This window comes from Allobosea sp. 2RAB26 (assembly GCF_052115465.1).
In the GTDB taxonomy this organism is placed as follows: Bacteria; Pseudomonadota; Alphaproteobacteria; order Rhizobiales; family Beijerinckiaceae; genus Allobosea.
Genome location: NZ_JBFRGS010000001.1, coordinates 64,660 through 83,488 on the forward strand (window position 1 = coordinate 64,660; position 18,829 = coordinate 83,488).

Annotated in this window: 16 protein-coding genes; 10 read left to right on the forward strand and 6 right to left on the reverse strand. The window is 64.9% G+C overall.

The window, feature by feature from the left end:
* The first annotated feature begins 42 nt into the window (after positions 1-42).
* Together AB4118_RS00300 and AB4118_RS00305 are read left to right on the forward strand one after the other, a co-directional pair.
* Complete coding sequence (locus AB4118_RS00300; RefSeq protein WP_441487849.1) at positions 43-1,197, forward strand: glycosyltransferase; 1,155 nt, start codon at positions 43-45, stop codon at positions 1,195-1,197.
* 56 nt (positions 1,198-1,253) lie between these two features.
* Positions 1,254-1,859, forward strand: a complete 606-nt coding sequence (locus AB4118_RS00305; RefSeq protein ID WP_441488328.1) for a class I SAM-dependent methyltransferase — start codon at positions 1,254-1,256, stop codon at positions 1,857-1,859.
* Between the two features lie 106 nt (positions 1,860-1,965).
* Here AB4118_RS00305 and AB4118_RS00310 read toward each other — a convergent pair whose 3' ends face one another.
* Positions 1,966-3,036 (reverse strand): patatin-like phospholipase family protein, encoded by a 1,071-nt coding sequence (locus tag AB4118_RS00310; RefSeq protein ID WP_441487850.1) that lies wholly within the window; start codon positions 3,034-3,036, stop codon positions 1,966-1,968.
* Positions 3,033-3,818, reverse strand: a complete 786-nt coding sequence (locus tag AB4118_RS00315) for a 3-hydroxybutyrate dehydrogenase (protein ID WP_441487851.1) — start codon at positions 3,816-3,818, stop codon at positions 3,033-3,035. The genes AB4118_RS00310 and AB4118_RS00315 overlap by 4 nt, the downstream gene beginning before the upstream one ends.
* 130 nt (positions 3,819-3,948) lie before the next feature.
* On the opposite strand from AB4118_RS00315, the gene AB4118_RS00320 reads away from it, so the two are divergent.
* The 3 genes from AB4118_RS00320 (at position 3,949) to AB4118_RS00330 (ending at position 7,826) form a co-directional block, all read left to right on the forward strand.
* Complete coding sequence (locus tag AB4118_RS00320) at positions 3,949-4,473, forward strand: transcriptional repressor (RefSeq protein WP_441487852.1); 525 nt, start codon at positions 3,949-3,951, stop codon at positions 4,471-4,473.
* Positions 4,466-5,740, forward strand: coding sequence for a flavodoxin-dependent (E)-4-hydroxy-3-methylbut-2-enyl-diphosphate synthase (ispG, locus tag AB4118_RS00325; protein ID WP_441487853.1), 1,275 nt, complete (start codon positions 4,466-4,468; stop codon positions 5,738-5,740). The genes AB4118_RS00320 and ispG overlap by 8 nt, the downstream gene beginning before the upstream one ends.
* Before the next feature lie 106 nt (positions 5,741-5,846).
* On the forward strand, positions 5,847-7,826 hold the full coding sequence (locus AB4118_RS00330; RefSeq protein WP_441487854.1) for a potassium transporter Kup: 1,980 nt from the start codon (positions 5,847-5,849) through the stop codon (positions 7,824-7,826).
* A gap of 117 nt (positions 7,827-7,943) precedes the next feature.
* Here the strand turns inward: AB4118_RS00330 and AB4118_RS00335 are convergent, their stop codons facing one another.
* Genes AB4118_RS00335 through gloB form a run of 3 tightly spaced genes read right to left on the reverse strand, consistent with a single transcriptional unit; the run spans position 7,944 to position 9,937 of the window.
* Positions 7,944-8,705 (reverse strand): GNAT family N-acetyltransferase, encoded by a 762-nt coding sequence (locus AB4118_RS00335; RefSeq protein ID WP_441487855.1) that lies wholly within the window; start codon positions 8,703-8,705, stop codon positions 7,944-7,946.
* Entirely contained in the window at positions 8,705-9,163 is a 459-nt protein-coding gene (locus AB4118_RS00340; protein WP_441488329.1) for a cupin domain-containing protein, read from the reverse strand. Before AB4118_RS00340 ends, AB4118_RS00335 begins: the two co-directional genes overlap by 1 nt.
* Positions 9,164-9,172: 9 nt before the next feature.
* On the reverse strand, positions 9,173-9,937 hold the full coding sequence (gene gloB / locus AB4118_RS00345; RefSeq protein ID WP_441487856.1) for a hydroxyacylglutathione hydrolase: 765 nt from the start codon (positions 9,935-9,937) through the stop codon (positions 9,173-9,175).
* Positions 9,938-10,096: 159 nt separating this feature from the next.
* Between gloB and AB4118_RS00350 the strand changes: the two genes are divergently transcribed.
* From AB4118_RS00350 to AB4118_RS00365, 4 genes are all read left to right on the forward strand, one after another.
* On the forward strand, positions 10,097-10,864 hold the full coding sequence (locus AB4118_RS00350; RefSeq protein ID WP_441488330.1) for a class I SAM-dependent methyltransferase: 768 nt from the start codon (positions 10,097-10,099) through the stop codon (positions 10,862-10,864).
* A gap of 98 nt (positions 10,865-10,962) precedes the next feature.
* The gene (locus tag AB4118_RS00355; protein WP_441487857.1) at positions 10,963-11,916 is read left to right on the forward strand and encodes an acetyl-CoA carboxylase carboxyltransferase subunit alpha; all 954 of its coding nucleotides are present in this window, start codon (positions 10,963-10,965) and stop codon (positions 11,914-11,916) included.
* 168 nt (positions 11,917-12,084) lie between these two features.
* The gene (locus tag AB4118_RS00360) at positions 12,085-13,515 is read left to right on the forward strand and encodes a L,D-transpeptidase family protein (protein WP_441487858.1); all 1,431 of its coding nucleotides are present in this window, start codon (positions 12,085-12,087) and stop codon (positions 13,513-13,515) included.
* Between the two features lie 226 nt (positions 13,516-13,741).
* Positions 13,742-14,665 carry a TorF family putative porin gene (locus AB4118_RS00365; RefSeq protein ID WP_441487859.1) on the forward strand — a complete coding sequence of 308 codons (924 nt, stop codon included), beginning with the start codon at positions 13,742-13,744 and terminating at the stop codon, positions 14,663-14,665.
* Positions 14,666-14,752: 87 nt separating this feature from the next.
* Here the strand turns inward: AB4118_RS00365 and secA are convergent, their stop codons facing one another.
* Positions 14,753-17,530, reverse strand: coding sequence for a preprotein translocase subunit SecA (gene secA / locus AB4118_RS00370; protein WP_441487860.1), 2,778 nt, complete (start codon positions 17,528-17,530; stop codon positions 14,753-14,755).
* Between the two features lie 350 nt (positions 17,531-17,880).
* Here secA and AB4118_RS00375 point away from each other — a divergent pair, with 350 nt between their 5' ends.
* Positions 17,881-18,741, forward strand: coding sequence for a peptidylprolyl isomerase (locus AB4118_RS00375; RefSeq protein WP_441487861.1), 861 nt, complete (start codon positions 17,881-17,883; stop codon positions 18,739-18,741).
* Positions 18,742-18,829 lie beyond the last annotated feature (88 nt).

Consider the following 18,829-nt stretch of genomic DNA (forward strand, 5'->3'; position numbering starts at 1 on the left):
CGCTTGACCTTCTCGTCCGCTTCAGCCTCATGTCCGGCCATCATGCGCCGCCCCAAACTCCTCTTCGTCGTCACGGAAGACTGGTTCTTCGCCTCGCATTTCCTGCCGATGGCGCGCGCTGCGCGCGAGTTGGATCTGGATGTCGTCGTGATCGCGCGTGAGCGCCAGCATCGTCGCGTCATCGAGGCGACGGGCGCCCGGCTGATTGCGCTCGAAGCGGAACGGGGCAGCCTCTCGCCGCTGGCACTGGTGCGCCAGGTCCAGACACTGAAGCGTCTGATCGCAGCCGAACGGCCGGATATCCTGCACTGCATCGCGCTGAAGCCGATCGCGCTGGCAGGGCTGGCCGGCAGGCTCGCCGGGATCGACCGGCGCGTCTATGCGCTGACCGGGCTCGGCTTCCTCGGGGCCAGACAGGGGCAGCTCGCCGCCCTGGCGCGGCTGGCCGCCCGGACCTGGCTGCGTGAGGCGATCGACGGACCCGGCGTCCGCTTCCTGTTCGAGAATCCCGATGATCCGGTGACGCTGGGGTTCGATCCGCAAGACAAGGGCAAGGTCGCGATCGTCGGCGGCGCGGGGGTCGATCCGCTCGTGCTGATGCCGGAGCCGATGCCGCCGGCGCCGCCGCTCAAGGTCGCGCTGGTCGCACGCATGCTCTGGTCGAAGGGCGTCGACCTCGCCGTCGAGGCGGTGAAGCTCGCCAGGGCGCAGGGGGCGCGCGTCGAACTCACCATCCATGGTGCGCCTGATGCGTCCAATCCGAAGGCGATCCCGGAGACGACTCTCAAGGAATGGGCTGCGCGTCCCGGCATCCATTGGGCCGGTCCGACGCGCGATATCGAGGGTGTCTGGCGGAACCACCATCTCTGCTGCCTGCCATCGCGCGGCGGCGAAGGGCTGCCGCGAACGATCCTCGAGGCGGCGGCCTGCGGCCGGGCTATCCTGACGACCGATGTGCCGGGCTGCCGCAGCTTCGTGCGCGACGGGCAGGACGGCATGGTGGTGCCGTCGGACGATGCGGCTGCGCTCGCCAAGGCGCTGATCGTGCTCGCAGCTGCGCCGGGGCTGGTTGAGCGGATGGGCGCGAGCGCGCGCAACCGTCTGCTCGATGGCCACACCGAACGCGATGTCATGGATGCGGTGAAGGCGCTCTATCGTGGCCTCTTGGCCCGGCCCCAGACGGATGTCGCAGCGTGAGCGCGCCGCTCGCCACGCTTGATCGGCGCGGCTTCATCCTCGCGCATACGCGGCTGATGCCGGTGCCTCATGCGTCCGAAATCAGCCTGCATGTCGCCGAGGAGGCGACCGAACTCTGGCAGAAGACAGAGGACGAGCTTGCGGTCATCGGGCTGCCGCCGCCGTTCTGGGCCTTCGCCTGGGCAGGCGGACAGGCGCTGGCACGGCATCTTCTCGATCATCCCGAGATCGTGCGCGGCAAGCGCGTGCTCGATTTTGCCAGCGGCTCGGGTCTCGTCGCGATCGCGGCGGCAAAAGCAGGGGCGGCCCATGTTCAGGCTTGCGACATCGATGCTTTCGCGGCCGAGGCGATCACGCTGAACGCGGAGGCGAACGGTGTCTCGGTGACTGCAGCTCTGGAAGACCTGATCGGGCGCGATGACGGCTGGGAGCTGATCTGCGCCGGCGATGTCTGCTATGAACGGGCCATGGCGGAGAGCGTGGTCGACTGGCTTTCGGGGCTGGTTGCCCGCGGCGCCGAAGTGCTGATCGGCGATCCGGGGCGCAGCTATCTGCCGCGGCAGCGCTTGCAGGAACTGGCGACCTATGAAGTCCCCGTGACGCGCTCGCTGGAAGACGCCGAGATCAAGAAGAGCACGGTCTGGCGATTGAGTATCGCCTGACCCGATGGCCCCGATCATGGGGCATATCGTATCCGATCCCATGATCTAACGTCTGCGGTTGCATGGGCTTTCACGAAAGCCGCAATCCACTTTCCGGGCCGATGCCCTAGGAGATCGCCTCCTTCAGGTCGAGCGTTCCCTGGACGCCGATGGCGTCGTAATTGCGTTTCAGCCAGCGCTTCGCGGCAGCACGGCCCATGTCGCGCAGCCGCAGCAGAAAGTCCCATTCCGCGTTCATGCGCGTGGAACTGGTCAACTCGGCCAGAGGCGGCCCGCCATCGATGCGGTGCATCAGCACGCGCTTGTACTCGTCCTTGGGCAGCTTGCCGGCATCGACCAGGCGATTGACGAAATCGATGGCGCGCAGCTCGCGCAGCAGCGAGGCGTTGAAGGTGATTTCGTTCAGCCGGTCCTGGATGGCGCGGGCATTGGTCGGCAGTTCCTTGCGCTGCAGAGGGTTGATCTGCACCAGCAGGATGTCGTCGCCGGTAGCCTCATAGAACAGGGGAAACAGGGCGGGGTTGCCCATATAGCCGCCGTCCCAATAGGCCTCGCCCTTGATCTCGACCGCCTGGAACAGCATCGGCAGGCACGCCGAGGCCATCAGGTGGTCGGCCGTCAGTTCGTCGCCATTGAAGACCTTGATCTTGCCTGTGCGGACATTGGTTGCGGCAATGAAGAGCTTGACCGCCCGGCACGCCTGAACCTTGTCGAAGTCGATCAGGTCGGCGATCACGCCGCGCAGCGGGTTGATGTTCAGCGGGTTGACGTCATAGGGGCTCGCGACCTTGGAAAAGAGCTCGAACCAGAGCAGTCCGGGCTGGGTGCCGTTCTTGCCCCAGGCGCCGAGCATGGTGTCGATCAGCGAACGCTCGGAGCCGCCATATTTGCCGTCGACGCTGATGCGCCGCCAGAAATTCTCGAGCTGGGTGCGGGCGCCGTCGATGCCGCCGTCGATCCAGCCCTCGCTAAGCACGACTGCGTTCATCGCACCGGCGCTGGTGCCAGACAGCGCCTCGATGGCGAGGCGTCCGTCCTCGAGGATCGCATCGAGCACGCCCCAGGTGAAGGCGCCATGGGCGCCACCACCCTGGAGAGCAAGGGAAACGCTCTTCTCGGCCTTGGGACCGGCGAGGCCCTCGACCAGACGCGCGCCGGTCCTGCGCCTGCCGGTCACGCTGCGGTCCAGCCGCCATCCATCGGCAAGGTGGCACCGGTGATGGATTTCGCCGCATCCGTGCAAAGGAAGATCGCGAGCGCCGCGACCTGCTCGACCGTCACGAACTCCTTGGTGGGCTGGGCCTCGAGCAGCACGTCATTGATGACCTGCTCCTTGGTCAACCCGCGCGCCTTCATCGTATCGGGGATCTGCTTCTCGACCAGCGGGGTCCAGACGTAGCCGGGTGCGATGGCGTTGACCGTGATGCCTTTGGTTGCGACTTCAAGCGCGACCGTCTTGGTGAAGCCGGCAATGCCGTGCTTGGCCGAGACATAGGCCGACTTGAAGGGCGAGGCGACAAAGGCATGGGCCGACGCAGTGTTGATGATCCGGCCCCAGCCCTTGCGCTTCATTCCGGGCAGCGCGGCGCGGGTGGTGTGGAAGGCCGAGGACAGGTTGATCGCGATGATCTGGTCCCATTTCTCGATCGGGAACTCGTCGACCGGCGCGACATGCTGGATCCCGGCATTGTTCACCAGGATGTCGATGGCGCCGAATGTCTTCTCCGCCTCCGCAACCATGGCGGCGATCTCGGCTGGCTTGGTCATGTCGGCCGGCGAGAACTGGGCCTTGATTCCGAACTCCTTCTCGAGTCCGCTGCGCAGCGCCTCGGCATCGGGGGCCGGCATGATGCCGTTGATGACAAGATGGGCGCCTTCCCTGGCGAGTGCGCGCGCATAGGCGAGACCGATGCCGGAGGTCGATCCGGTGACGAGGGCGGTACGATCTTTAAGGAACATGAGCGTCGAGGCTCCTGACACGGGCTGAGAAAATGCTTACGTTGCATATTTGAACGGGCAGTCTTTCCGTCCCCGCAAAGGCGGTCGCGGCACGTTGCCCGATGTAGTATTGCAACGCAACATGATGAAAATGCAGCCACACGCCCACGCGCATGACGGCCATGACCATGCGGCCTGTCGCCATGCCCAGGATCACCAGCGTCATGCCGCGGAAGCGCTGGCGCGCGCCGAGAAGCTCTGCCGGGAGCGCGGCCTGAGACTGACGCCGATCCGTCGCAAGGCCCTGGAGGCCCTGCATGCCGACCATCGCCCGGTCGGCGCCTATGATCTGGCCGATCGCATTTCGCCGCCCGGTGGCCGGCGTCTCGCGCCGATCTCGGTCTATCGCGCCCTGGATTTCCTGGTCGAGCAGGGGTTCGTGCACCGCCTGAGCTCGCGCAATGCCTATGTCGCCTGCCTGCACGGTCACGGCGCCAGCGACGTTGTCGCCTTCCTGATCTGCGAGACCTGTGGCGGCGTCGACGAGGATTCCTCGCCGGCCATGCGTCAGGCGGTGGCGGCGATCGTACATGGGCGACAATTCGTGCCCTCGCATCAGGTCGTCGAGATCGTCGGTCGCTGCGACCATTGCCGGAGCGCACATCCCCATGAATGAAACGGTTCTTACGGCCGCGCTTGCCGATGTCGCCGGGCCGCGGCCGCGCCGCTACACAGTCCCGGTTAAGGTCGGAACCGTCGAGGTTGGGGGCGGCGCGCCGATCGTCGTGCAGTCGATGACGAATACCGATACTGCCGATATCGCGGCCACCGTCGGGCAGGTCGCCGCGCTTGCGCGTGCGGGGTCCGAGCTCGTTCGCATCACCGTCGATCGTGACGAGGCTGCGGCTGCCGTGCCGCATATCCGCGAGCGCCTCGATATCCTCGGCATCGACGTGCCGCTGGTCGGCGATTTCCACTATATCGGTCACAAGCTGCTGACGGATCACCCGGCCTGCGCGGAGGCACTGGCAAAATACCGGATCAATCCCGGCAATGTCGGCTTCAAGGACAAGAAGGACAGGCAATTCGGCCAGATCGTCGAGCTCGCGATCAAGCATGGCAAGGCAGTCCGTATCGGCGCCAACTGGGGCTCGCTCGATCAGGAGCTGCTGACCGCGCTGATGGACGAGAATGCCTCCTCCCCGCAGCCGCTCGATGCGCGGGCAGTGATGCGCGAGGCCATGGTGCAGTCGGCCCTGCTCTCGGCTCAACGGGCCGAAGAGATCGGTCTGGCCAAGGACCGCATCATCCTTTCGGCCAAGGTCTCGGGCGTGCAGGATCTGATCGCGGTCTACCGGACGCTTGCGGAGCGCGGCGACTATGCCATTCATCTCGGCCTGACCGAAGCGGGCATGGGGTCGAAGGGGCTGGTCGCGTCCTCGGCTGCGCTCGGTATCCTGCTGCAGGAAGGCATCGGCGACACGATCCGCTTCTCGCTCACCCCGGAGCCCGGCGGCGACCGGACGCTGGAGGTCAAGGCGTCGCAGGAATTGCTGCAGACCATGGGGTTCCGCGCCTTCGTGCCGCTGGTCGCGGCCTGTCCCGGCTGCGGCCGCACGACATCGACGGTGTTCCAGGAACTGGCGCGGGATATCCAGAACTGGATTTCGTCCTCGATGCCGGACTGGAAGACCCGCTATCCCGGCGTCGAGATGCTGAACGTCGCGGTGATGGGTTGCATCGTGAATGGGCCGGGCGAATCCAAGCATGCCGATATCGGCATCTCGCTGCCGGGAACGGGCGAGGTCCCGACCGCTCCGGTCTTCGTCGACGGCAAGAAGGTCGCGACATTGCGCGGCGCCGGAATCGCATCCGAATTCAAGGACATGGTCAACGCCTATATCGAGCGACGCTACGGGATGCGCGCCGATGCGGCGGAATGAGCCGGCTCTCCTTGTGCGCGGTTCGGCCGCGCGCCTTTGCGCGGTGGCGGCGTTATGTTAGAGGCCCCGGCCTTTCGCTGCATTGCAGCACCCGCGGAGAACCCTGATGGGGCATGAGCAGCCGACTCCGCCGACCGGACAGGTCGGCGAGACACGTTTCGGCCTTGAAGACGGGCACGGCTCTTCTGCGACAGTCGGGCATTCGACCGCAAGCTACACGGCTCTCGCACTTGGGGCGCTTGGCGTCGTCTATGGCGATATCGGTACGAGCCCGCTTTACGCCCTGCGCGAGACCATCGTTACGGCCGCGGCGGTGCATAGCGGCGGCGGGAGTGAAATGGCGGCGGTGCCGCGCGACATCGTCATTGGCGTGCTTTCGCTGATCCTGTGGTCGCTCGTCATTGTCGTCACGCTGAAATATGTCGTGCTGCTGATGCGAGCCGACAATAATGGCGAAGGCGGCATCCTGACATTGGTGGCGCTGGCGCAGCGCGCGCTTGGCCGCATGCGGGGAGGAGTGGTGCTCTTCCTCGGCATGGCCGGCGCTGCTCTGTTCTATGGCGATGCGGTGATTACACCCGCGATCTCGGTGCTCTCCGCGGTCGAAGGCATCAAGCTCGTGACGCCGGCTCTCGACGACTACGTCGTCACGATCGCGTCCGTGATCCTCGTCGGCCTGTTCATGGTGCAAAGCCATGGCACCGCCAAGGTGGCGACCTTCTTCGGGCCGATCATGCTGATCTGGTTCGCGACCCTGGCGGGGCTCGGCATTCTCCACATCGCGGACGATGTCGGCGTGCTCGCAGCGATCAATCCCTATTATGGCCTGCGCTTCTTCGTCGATCATCCGAACGTGTCGCTGGCCGTGCTCGGCTCGGTCTGCCTGGCCGTGACGGGCGCAGAAGCGCTCTATGCCGACATGGGCCATTTCGGCCGTGGACCGATCCGTAGCGCCTGGATCTACCTCGTCTTCCCGGCTCTCGTGCTGAACTATCTCGGCCAGGGCGCGCTGGTTCTGTCCGACCCGACCGCGATCGACAACCCGTTCTACAAGCTGGCGCCGGAAGGCTTCATCCTGCCCCTCGTGATCATGGCGACGGTTGCAACGATCATTGCCAGTCAGGCCGTGATCACCGGAGCCTTCTCGCTGACCCGACAGGCGATCCAGCTCGGCCTGATGCCGCGCCTCGAAATCCGCCATACCTCCGAGCACACCTCCGGGCAGATCTATATTCCGCGCATCAACATGCTGCTGCTGCTCGTGGTGCTGCTGCTGGTCTGGAGCTTCAAGACGTCGTCGAGCCTCTCGCATGCCTATGGTATCGCGGTTTTCGGCACGATGGTCGTCAGTTCGCTGCTGGCCTTCATCGTCATCGAGAAGAGCTGGGGCTGGAGCCGCCCGGCCGCCGCGGCGTTGATCCTGCCGTTCCTCGTGATCGACGTCGCATTCTTTACCGCGAACCTGCTGAAGCTCTTCAGTGGCGGCTATATGCCGGTGCTGCTGGCCATCGCCCTGGTTGTCCTGATGGCGACCTGGGTGCGCGGCACCCGGATCCTGTTCGACAAGACCCGCAAGACCGATGTCCCGCTGCTCGAGCTGGTCGCGATGCTCTCCAAGAGCCCGCCTGTCCGGGTCAAGGGCATGGCGGTGTTCCTGACCAGCGACCCGCAGACGGCCCCGGCTTCGCTGCTGCACAACCTGAAGCATAACAAGGTGCTGCATGATCGCAACGTCATCCTGACCGTGCGCTCGGCCGATACGCCACGCGTCGCCGACGAAGAGCGCGTTCGCCTCTCGCGCATCACCGACGATTTCTGGCGTGTCGAACTGGTCTATGGCTACATGGAGAGCCCGAACGTGCCCAAAGGGCTCGCCATGCTGCGCAAGCAGGGCTTCAAGTTCGACATCATGTCGACCTCGTTCTTCCTGTCGCGGCGCTCGATCAAGGCCTCACCGCAATCGGGCATGCCGATCTGGCAGGACAAGCTCTATATCACCCTGACCAAGAGCGCGACGGACGCGACCAGCTTCTTCCAGATCCCGACGGGACGCGTGGTCGAGGTCGGGACGCAAGTGACGGTGTAGCGCAGGATGATGAGGACGGCGGCGAGCCGACCCCGTCCCTGATTGCAGCCTGTCGATGTTCGGGCCTGGATCGCGGGTCTTTCCTGGGTCGCCGGTGAAGGCGGCCAAGGCGCGGTGTCATTCCAGGATGCGCGTCTCGTAGGCATAGAGCCGGCGAAAGCCGAGGCTCGCATAGAGGCTGATCGCGACCGCATTCGTCTGGTCGACCTGGAGATAGGCACGGTCGCAATCGAGCAGCTGCGCCCAGGACATGAGCCCGGAAACCATGCGCCGGCCAAGTCCCTGTCCGCGGTGACCGGGATCGACGACGATCGAGCCGATCTCGGCCATGCCGCGCTCGGCGACGCACATGCCATAGGCTACCGGCTCGCCGCCATGGAACAGCGTGGCGAAAGCCGCAGGCAGGCGCACCTTCTCGACGATCGCCGCCAGCTTGGTCTCGCTGCGTCTCGAGCCGGTCTGGTGCGACGTCACTCCCGCAATCCAGTCCCGGCTCGGACGGGCCTCGATCTGAAGCGCGGGTTCGACCTCCGGCGGCTTGCCGTCGAGATCGGCGATCAGCCCAAAGGATGCATCCTTCAGCCGGTAGCCGCGGGCGAGGATGCGCTCGCGCGTTGCTGCCGAGATCAGCGGGGTCAGCCTGACACAGGGCGGGAGGCCGTCGGCCTTGTAGAATTCCTCGATCAGTTCGAGGGTCGCATCGTCGAGTTCGGCCTCCGGCTTCAAGGGCGAGGCGGAATTCGCCCGGCCGGAATAGCCGTTGGCGAAGCGCACGACCCAGTCGCCGATCAGCAGCGTCGAGGGAGCCGGCCAGGCGTTGACGATGCGCCTTTCGCATTCGGCGATGCATGCCGGATCGTACGGAACATCAGAGATCATCAGGCGCCTCGTGCCGCGCGGGGTTGAGGCCGCCAGCCCGGTGGCGCCATCTCGAAGCCGGAGAAGTCGAAACCGGGCGCGACCGTGCAGCCGACCAGCGTCCAGGCACCGAGCGACGTCGCACTTTGCCACCAGCGGGTCGGCACCACGAATTGCGGGCGCTGTCCGGCGAGGAGATCGCCGCCGAGATGATGCGCCGAGGCGTCATGGCCGTTTGGGGACACGCTGATCACCAACGGCGCACCGGCATAGTGATGCCAGATCTCGGCTGCATCGACGCGGTGCCATTCCGATGTCTCGCCGGTGTCGAGCAGATAATAGATCGCCGTCGAAAAGCCGCGCCCCTCCGGTCCTGCCCCGTCGCGAAAGGTCTCGCGATAATGCCCGCCTTCCGGATGCGGCTTGAGCTCGAGCAGGCGAATGATCTCTGCCGCGCTCAACCCGTCGAGCCGGTTCATCGTCATCGCTCAGAACCTGTTCTTGGCTTCACGAAGGGCGGCGAAGACCTTGCCGGGTTCACCCCCGGCAAGGCCGGCAGAGGTTGCGAGCGCGGCTTGTCCGGCGCGGAAGAAGGGGTTGGTGGCCTTTTCCTCGCCGATCGTGGTCAGCGCCCAGAACCGCCCGGCCGCCTTGGCCGCTTCGGCCTCGGCGAGCCTGGTCTTCAGCACGGCATTGGCGGGATCCACGGACACCGCGAAACGGGCGTTGGCGAGGGTGTAGTCGTGCCCCGTGATCAGCTGGGTGTCGTCGGGCAGGGTCATGATCCGCGACAGCGACGTCCACATGGCGGGCAACTGCCCGGGCTGAACGCGTCCGCAACCCATGACGAAGACAACATCGCCTACGAGCGCGAGCCGGGTCTGCTCGCCGACAAAGGTCAGATGCCCATCGGCGTGGCCGGGCGTGTGCCAGACGTCGAAGACGAAGCCTCCGAGTGGAACCCGATCGCCTTCGCCGACGACGGTGTCGACGGGGGCAGCGTCCCGGGCGTCCGCGGGGCCGTAGACTGTCGCGCCCGTGGCTTGCTTGAGCGCGGCGACGCCCTGGACATGGTCGAAATGGGAATGGGTGATGAAGATGTCGGAGATGGCCCAGCCCTTCTCCTCGGCTGCGGCCAGCACCTCCTTTGCGTCGGGGACGTCGACCGCCGCGCAGGCATGGGTCGCGGGATCGCGAATCAAGGCGCCGGCATTGTCGCTCAGCGTGCGGAAGATATGGATGTCGAGGGACATGGAAGGCTCCTGGCGCGGGAAGCGAAGGATAACCGCCGGGAGGCGATCAGCGCATCATGAATTGGGGCATGACCGGCACGCGATCAAGCATGGCCGTGTGCTGCCCGAGCAGAACCCGGTGCCCTTGCGTCGGCGCCACCGCCGGTCCATTTCATGTTCATGGCTCTCGACGTCGTCGACCTTCGCGCCTTCTATGCCAGTCCCCTCGGCCATGTCGCCCGGCGCTTCATCGGCCGGGCGATGCTGCGTTTCTGGCCGGATTGCGGACGCCAGCGCCTGCTCGGCCTGGGTTTCTGCACCCCCTACCTGACGGTGCTTGGCGCCAATGCCGAGCGCGTGCTCGCGTTCATGCCGGCGGCGCAAGGCGTGGTGAACTGGCCGTCGGAAGGTCTCTCGGCCTCGGCCTTGGTCGAGCCGACGCTGCTGCCCTTGCCGACAGCCTCGGTCGACAGGGTCGTGCTGGTTCATGCTCTTGAGGAGACAGAGAGCCCCGACGACCTGCTCGACGAGGTGGCGCGCGTGCTCAGTCCCGGTGGCCGCATGCTCGTCGTCGCGCCCAATCGCCGTGGGCTCTGGGCCCGGATGGACGGAACGCCCTTCGGTCACGGCCGCCCGTTCAGCCGCTCACAGCTCGAATCGCTGATGCGCGGCGCGACTTTCGCTCCGGAGAACTGGGCCGAGGCGCTCTATGTGCCCCCGCTCAAACGCAAGCTGTTCATGCGCTCCGCCCCAGCCTGGGAGCGGGTTGGCTCGGGGCTGTCGCTGCCCTTCGCTGGCGTCCATGTCATCGATGCGACCAAGCAGTTCTATCGCCGGGCGCCGCTGCGTGCGACGCGGCGCAGTTTTGCCTTTCGTCCCGTCCTGCTGCCCCAGCCCACCCCGACGCCACGATTGGGCGAAACGCCGGACAAGCGCCCGGCGGGTTGACAATCACAGCGTGGCACGGCCAAGGTCCGCCGCTTTTCGGGCCCCGGTCTTCCGTCTCCCCCTGCGGATCGACGGCCCCGCCCCAGAACTGGATCACAATGCGTAGCTATCTTGATTTCGAGAAACCGGTCGCCGAGCTTGAGGCGAAGGCGGATGAATTGCGTGCCCTGGATGCAAAGGGGGACGGCTATTCTCTGTCCGAGGAAATCGGAAAGCTCGATGCCAAGGCAAACCAGGCGCTCAAGGACCTCTATGGCGCCCTGACGCCCTGGCAGAAGACGCTGGTCGCCCGGCATCCGCAGCGGCCGCATTTCATCGATTACTGTGCGGCGCTGATCACCGAATTCACGCCGCTTGCGGGCGACCGCGCCTTCGGCGAGGACGAGGCGATCGTCGGCGGTTTCGGGCGCTTCCGCGGCCAGCCGGTCTGCGTGATGGGGCAGGAGAAGGGCAACAGCACCGAGACCCGCATCCGGCACAATTTCGGCATGCCGAAGCCTGAGGGCTATCGCAAGGCTGTCCGTCTGGCCGAGCTTGCCGATCGTTTCGGCCTGCCGGTTCTGAGCTTCGTCGACACCGCCGGTGCCTATCCGGGGATCGAGGCCGAGGAGCGCGGGCAGGCGGAAGCGATTGCGCGCTCGACCGAGGCATGGCTCGGTCTGCGCAGCCCGAGCGTCGCGCTGGTGATCGGCGAGGGCGGATCAGGTGGTGCCATCGCAATCGCTGCCGCGAGCCGCGTGATGATGATGGAACATGCGATCTATTCGGTGATCTCGCCGGAGGGCGCGGCCTCGATTCTCTGGCGCGATACGGCGCGCGCCCAGGACGCCGCGACCGGCATGAAGATCACGGCGCAGGATCTGCTGAAATTCGGCATCATCGACCGGATCGTCAGCGAGCCCACCGGAGGGGCGCATCGCGATCCCGAGATGGCGATTTCGCGCGCTGGCGATGCGATCGCATCTGCCCTGTCCGATCTCGCGGGGCTCTCGGCCGAGCAGGTCGTCGCCCAGCGCGAGGAGAAATTCCTCGCGATCGGCCGCAGCCTTTGAGCTTCGCAATCCCGCTGTTTACGCTTCCTTTACCGTATGGCCAGATCTGACCCCCTTGTGGTAAGGAACGGTCAAGCCTAACGCTTCACAACCATGATGAGCGGCACGATTTTGCCGTCTTGAGCATAGAAGGTCGGCGACGACCGCTTGATCAATGGGATCGACGACGTGGCAGCAAGACACATCGCCCTCGTGGCGCTCGTTGCTTTGACCCTGGGCGCCTGCGAAGAGGAGCGGTATCGCGGCTCTGCGCGCCATAACATCCCGATCCCATCGGCGACCTATGCGCTGATGTCCGAGAAGGGCATGAGCAAGGATCAGCCGATCCTGATCCGCTCCTACAAGAAGGAGTCGGAGCTCGAGGTCTGGAAGCGCAAGGGCGATGGCCGCTACGAGTTGCTGAAGACCTTCCCGATGTGCCGCTGGTCCGGCCAGCTCGGTCCGAAGGTCCGCGAAGGCGATCGCATGGCGCCGGAGGGCTTCTATGCCATCTCCCCGGGGCAGATGAACCCGAATTCGTCCTATTATGTCTCGTTCAACATGGGCTATCCCAATGCCTATGACCGGTCCCATGGGCGTACCGGCGCGCATTTGATGGTTCATGGCGCCTGCTCCTCGGCGGGCTGCTATTCGATGACCGACGATCAGATCGGCGAGATCTATGCGCTGGTGCGCGAAGCACAGGGCGCCGGCCAGAAGGCTGTGCAGATGCAGGCCTTCCCCTTCCGGATGACGCCGGAAAACCTCGCCAAGCACCGGCTCGACCCCAATATCGCCTTCTGGAAGAACCTGAAGGAAGGCTCGGACTATTTCGAGGTCGCCAAGGATGAGCCGAGCGTCGGCGTCAGCGGCGGCCGCTATGTCTTCAACGGTGGCAATCTCGGCGCGGCCGTGGCGCAGAAGCGCCAGCAGGATGACGTCCAGGTTGCGGCGCTGGTGGCCAAGGGCACACCGGCGGTGAAGCTGATCTATGATGACGGCGACCAGCATAACTCCTTCAAGCAGGCTCTCGTCGCGGGCGGTTCCGATTCGCTGAACAGGTCGGCATCCTGGGCTTCGCGGGATGTCGGCATCAGCCGCCCGGACGCGCTGACCGTTGGCCCGCGCGTCGTCGTGCTGGACGACAAGGGACGGACCAAGGCGACCGTGCGTGCGGCTTCGGCGGACAATGAGGCCGTGCTTGCGGCTGTCGCCTCCGCGCCGGCCGAAGTGGCGGCGACGCCGGCTGCTGCTCCCGCTGTGGTGGTCAAGCCCGCCGCTGCGCCGGCCGCGGCCGTCGCCGCGACCCAGGTGGCCAAGGTCCTGCCGGGTGCTGCCCAGCAGGTGCCAGTCGTTGCCAGCGCGGTGCCGGCGGCCCCTGCCGTGGGCACCGTCGCTGATAACCGCCCCTTCTATCAGCGTGCGCTGAGCTTCGTGCCCTTGATCGGAGGCTCGGCGCAGCCTGTGGAGGCGCCTGTGGCCGCGCCAGTCGCTTCCGTGGTCCCGGCGAAGCCGACCAATGTGCGCACGCCGCTGCCGCCGCGTCGGGCAGACACGCTGCGCACGACGCAACTCGACCAGTCGAACGCTGCCTATTCGAGCCAGTCCGCGACCCGTTGAGTCTCCTTTGTCACGCATTCGATGCGTGACAAAAATATCACCAGATCCTGACTTCCTCGCAGAAGCTCAATTTGACAGCGCAGATGCCGCCCGACAGGCGGCTTCTGCGATTTTCCTGTGCAGGATGCCAAAAAGCTCGTCTTGCTGAGAATCCGGTTCCATCGGCCTGATTGGGGCAGAAACGCGGCAATTCGCGCGCGGTTTCTGTCTTTTGACGGAGCTACTGATGGTTCTCGATCTGATACGTCTTCCGGCGACTGGCGCGGCGCTGTCGCTCGCCATGTTTGCTGGTGCGGCCCAGGCATCCGACCTGCCAAGCAAGAAGGGTCCGCCGCCGGCACCGGTTCCGCCGAGCATCACCTGGATCGATGCTGCGGTCAGCATCAAGGGCGTGACCGACTACGTTTTCCGCGGCATCTCGCAGACGGACCGCAAGCCCGGCGCCCAAGGCTCGGTGGAGCTGCAGTTCTATGACAACCTGTTCTATCTCGGCGTCTTCGGTGCCAATGTCGATCTCGCGACCAGCCCGCCCGCCGAGATCGACTTCTATGGCGGAATCCGTCCGAAATTCGGCCCGGTCACCTTCGACCTGGGCGTGATCCAATATTATTATCCGAATGAGAAGCGCTTCATCGACGGGCTCGGCGTGATCTGGACGCCGCGCAATACCGATTTCACCGAGCTTGCCGGCAAGGTCTCCTATAACTGGGAGGACAAGGCCACGCTCGGCGCCAATGTCTTCTATGCTTGGGACTGGCTCGGCACGGGCGCAACGGGCACCTACGCTTCGCTGACGGCCAAGTACAATCTGCCCTTCCTCGAGGGTCTCTCGGTCTCTGGAGAGTTCGGCCGCTACTGGCTCGGCACCACCAGCACCAACATCGCGTTCCCGACGCCGATCCGGCTGCCCGACTACAATTACTGGAATGCCGGCCTGTCCTACACCTACAAGAACCTGACCGCCGATCTGCGCTATCACGACACCAACCTGTCCAAGGCCAACTGCTTCCTGCTGACCTCCGATCCGCGCGGGATCACCCGAGGCAACGCGGGAGGCGGCTATAGCTCGAACTGGTGCAACCCGACCGTAGTCGGGACGCTCTCCTTCGACATCACGGCCAGCAGCGTCGGGGTCTTCGCGCCGAAGTGACGCCGCGCGATCATGCAGGACAAACGAAGAGGGCCGCTCGTGAGAGCGGCCCTTTTTCATATTCCGAAGCTTGAGGCCACCGGGGTGTCAGGCGAACTGCCCGTGGCAGTGCTTGAACTTCTTGCCGGAGCCGCACGGGCAGGGCTCGTTGCGGCCGACCTTGCCCCAGCTCGATGGATCGGTCGGGTCACGGTCCACAACCGCGACCTCGCCCTCTTCGACTGCGGCATATTGCAGGCCGCTGCCGCCGTAATCGCCGAAGGCGGGAGCAGGCAGGGTATCCTGGGGTGGCAGGATGCCATCCTCCGGCTGATCGAAGCGGACCTCGATGCGCATCAGGTTGCCGGTGACCTGCTCGCGCAGATGGCCGATCAACCCGTCGAAGAGCTCGAAGGCTTCCTGCTTGTACTCGTTCAGCGGGTCGCGCTGGGCATAGCCGCGCCAGCCGACAACCTGGCGGAGATGGTCGAGCGTGACGAGATGCTCGCGCCAGAGATGGTCGAGCGTCTGCAGCAGCACCTGCTTCTCGACATAGGTCATGACCTCTTCGGTATTGCGGGCGATGCGCTCGGCATAGGCCAGGTCGGCCTGGGTGCGGATGCGTTCGCGGAGTTCCGCGTCGGCGATGCCTTCCTCCTTGGCCCAGTCCTCGATCGGCAAATCGAGATTGAGGAAGTTATGGACGTCTTCGCGCAGGCCAGCAGCATCCCACTGCTCTGCATAGGCCTCTTCGGGGATGCGGCGGGTTACGACGTCCTCGACGACGCCGTGGCGCATGTCGTCGATGGTCTCGCGCACGCTCGCCTGGCGCATGAAATCGCGGCGCTGCTCGAAGACGACCTTGCGTTGGTCGTTCATGACGTCGTCGTATTTCAGGATGTTCTTGCGGATGTCGAAGTTGCGCGCCTCGACCTTGCCCTGCGCCTTCTCGACGGCCTTGTTGATCCAGGGATGGACGATGGCCTCGTCCTCCTTGAGGCCGAGCTTCTGCAGCATTCCGTCCATGCGGTCGGAGCCGAAGATCCGCATCAGATCGTCCTGCAGCGACAGGAAGAATTTCGAGCGGCCCGGGTCACCCTGGCGGCCGGCACGGCCACGGAGCTGGTTGTCGATGCGCCGGCTTTCATGGCGCTCGGTGCCGACGATGTAGAGTCCGCCGGCCTTGAGCACGCGCTGCTTGAAGTCGGCGACCTCGGCGCGGATCGCCTTGGCCTTCTCGTCACGCTCGGGCCCTTCGGGCATGTCGCGCAGATCGTGCTGGATCCGCATCTCGGCATTGCCGCCGAGCTGGATGTCAGTGCCACGGCCGGCCATGTTGGTGGCGATGGTGATCGCCCCTGGGGCGCCGGCCTGGGCGACGATATAGGCTTCCTGCTCGTGGAAGCGGGCGTTCAGCACGGCGAAATACTTGGACGGCTTGCCTTGGCGGGCGGCCTCATAGATCGGCTCCAAAGCGTTCGGAGCGCTGAAATCGATCTGCTTGAAGCCTTCCTTGCTCAGCATTTCGGCGACGAGCTCGGAGCGCTCGATCGACGTGGTGCCGACCAGCATGGGCTGGCCATTGTCCTGCGAGGCCTTGATTTCGCGGATAACGCCACGGACCTTTTCCTCGAAGGTGCGATAGACCTCGTCATCCTCGTCGAGGCGCGCGACGGGGACGTTGGTCGGGATCTCGAGCACTTCCAGCTTGTAGATCTGGAAGAACTCGTCAGCTTCCGTCGAGGCCGTACCGGTCATGCCGGCGAGCTTCGAATAGAGCCGGAAATAGTTCTGGAAGGTGATGGAGGCGAGCGTCGCGTTCTCGGGCTGGACCGTGACGCGCTCCTTGGCCTCCAGGGCCTGGTGCAGGCCCTCGGAGTAGCGCCGGCCGGGCATCATGCGGCCGGTGAACTCATCGATGATCACGACTTCGTCGTTGCGGACGATATAATCCTTGTCGCGGGTGAACAGCGAGTGGGCGCGCAGGGCCTGGTTGACGTGATGGACCAATGTGACGTTGGCCGCGTCGTAGAGATCGCCTTCCTTGAGCAGATCGGCCTGGCGCAGCAGCTCCTCGATATGCTCGTTGCCGGCCTCGGTCAGGGAGACGGCGCGCTGCTTCTCATCGACTTCGAAATCGGTCTTGACCAGCGAGGGGATGAGCTTGTCGATCATGACATAAAGATCGGACTTGTCGTCGAGCGGGCCGGAAATGATCAGCGGCGTGCGGGCTTCGTCGACCAGGATCGAATCGACCTCGTCGACGATCGCGAAATGGTGGCCGCGCTGCGACATCTGCGCGACGTCGTATTTCATGTTGTCGCGTAGATAGTCGAAGCCGAATTCGTTGTTGGTGCCGTAGGTGATGTCGCTGGCATAGGCGCGCTGGCGCTCGTCGTCATCGATGCCGTGGACGATGATGCCGGTGGTCAGGCCGAGGAAGTTGTAGAGCTTGCCCATCCATTCGGCGTCGCGGCGGGCTAGGTAGTCGTTGACCGTGACGACATGGACGCCCTTGCCTTCAAGCGCGTTGAGATAGGTCGGCAGCGTCGCGACCAGCGTCTTGCCTTCGCCGGTCTTCATTTCCGAGATCGCACCCTCGTGCAGCACGATACCGCCGATGAGCTGGACATCGTAGGGCCGCTGGCCGAGCACGCGCTTGGCAGCCTCGCGCACGGTTGCGAAGGCCGGCACGAGCAGATCGTCGAGCTTGGCGCCGTTCGCCAATTGCTGGCGGAATTCCTGAGTACGGGCCTGGAGCGCCTCATCGCTGAGGGCGGCGACTTCCTGTTCGAGGGCATTGATCGCGGCGACGCGAGGGGCATAGCCCTTGACGCGCCGGTCATTCGACGAGCCGAAGAGTTTCTTTGCGAGCGCGCCAAGCATGTCTGGCCTTCTTTCAGTGCCTGGCTCGCGGCGGCGCATGGTCATCATCCTGCGCCGACGGAAGCCGGATTATCTCAATTCGACCGCGTGTTTAGACGCGTGCGGGTGCGGGGTCCAGCGTCGCTTTTGCCGGAGCCGGCGCGCTGATCGTGAGGCATCGCTCGCCGGGATGTGGGGTTTTGCACCGCAGGTGCCAAGGGGATCGGTGGCGGGGATGTAAAAAGCGCCTGCGGATTACCGAAAAGCAACCTTCAGGCAACCTCTAAGTGGCTCAATCGCCTTGCCTTCGCCGTGTTCAACTGGCAGTGGAGCGCCAGCATTATTCTGGACATCAGCGAAAGGCCGTCCCGATGAAATTGTCCCGTTTCGCCATGCTGCCGCTTGGGCTTGCATTGGCCGGCGCACCGATGCTTGCCCTGCCGGCCTTCGCTCAGGCGGACAAGGTCGTGGCCAAGGTCGACGGAATCGCGATCACCGAGCGCGACATGACGCTTGCCAGCGAAGATCTGGGCGAACGCCTCGCGCAGCTCCCCGAAGACCGCAAGCGCGACGAGGTGATCAACTACCTCGTCGACCTCAAGCTTGGGGCCAAGGCTGCCGTAGCAGCCAAGATCGCGGAAGGGCCGGATTTCGCGTCGCGCCTCGCCTATTACCGCGAGAAGGTGCTGCTCGACGAGTATCTGACGCGCGAGGCCAAGAAGGCTGCGACGCCGGAAGCGGCGAAGAAGCTCTTCGAAGATACCGTCAAGGCCATGGCGCCCGAGGAAGAGGTGCATGCGCGCCACATCCTGGTCGAGGATGAAGCCAAGGCCAAGGACGCTGCGGCACGGGTGAAGAAGGGCGAGGATTTCGCCAAGGTCGCAGCCGAGCTCTCCAAGGATCCTGGTTCGGGCAAGGAAGGCGGCGATCTCGGCTGGTTCACGAAGGAGCGCATGGTTCCGCAGTTCTCGGAGGCTGCCTTCAAGCTCGAGAAGGGACAGATCTCGGAGCCGGTGCAGAGCCAGTTTGGGTGGCATGTCATCAAGGTCGAGGACAAGCGCTCCAAGCCGCTGCCCAAGTTCGAGGATGTCAAGCCGCAGATCGACCAGTATCTCGAGCGCAAGGCCCAGCAGGACATCGTGCTGGCGATGCGCGAGAAGGCCAAGGTCGAGCGGCTGGACAAGCCAGCCGAGAAGCCCGCGGACAAGCCGGCCGAGCCGAAGAAGCCCTGAGCGGCTGATCGTTGCTCCGTTCCCGGGCCTGGCCCGGGAATTTCAGGGAGAATTGCGACATGATGCCCGGGGCAAACCCGGGCATCAT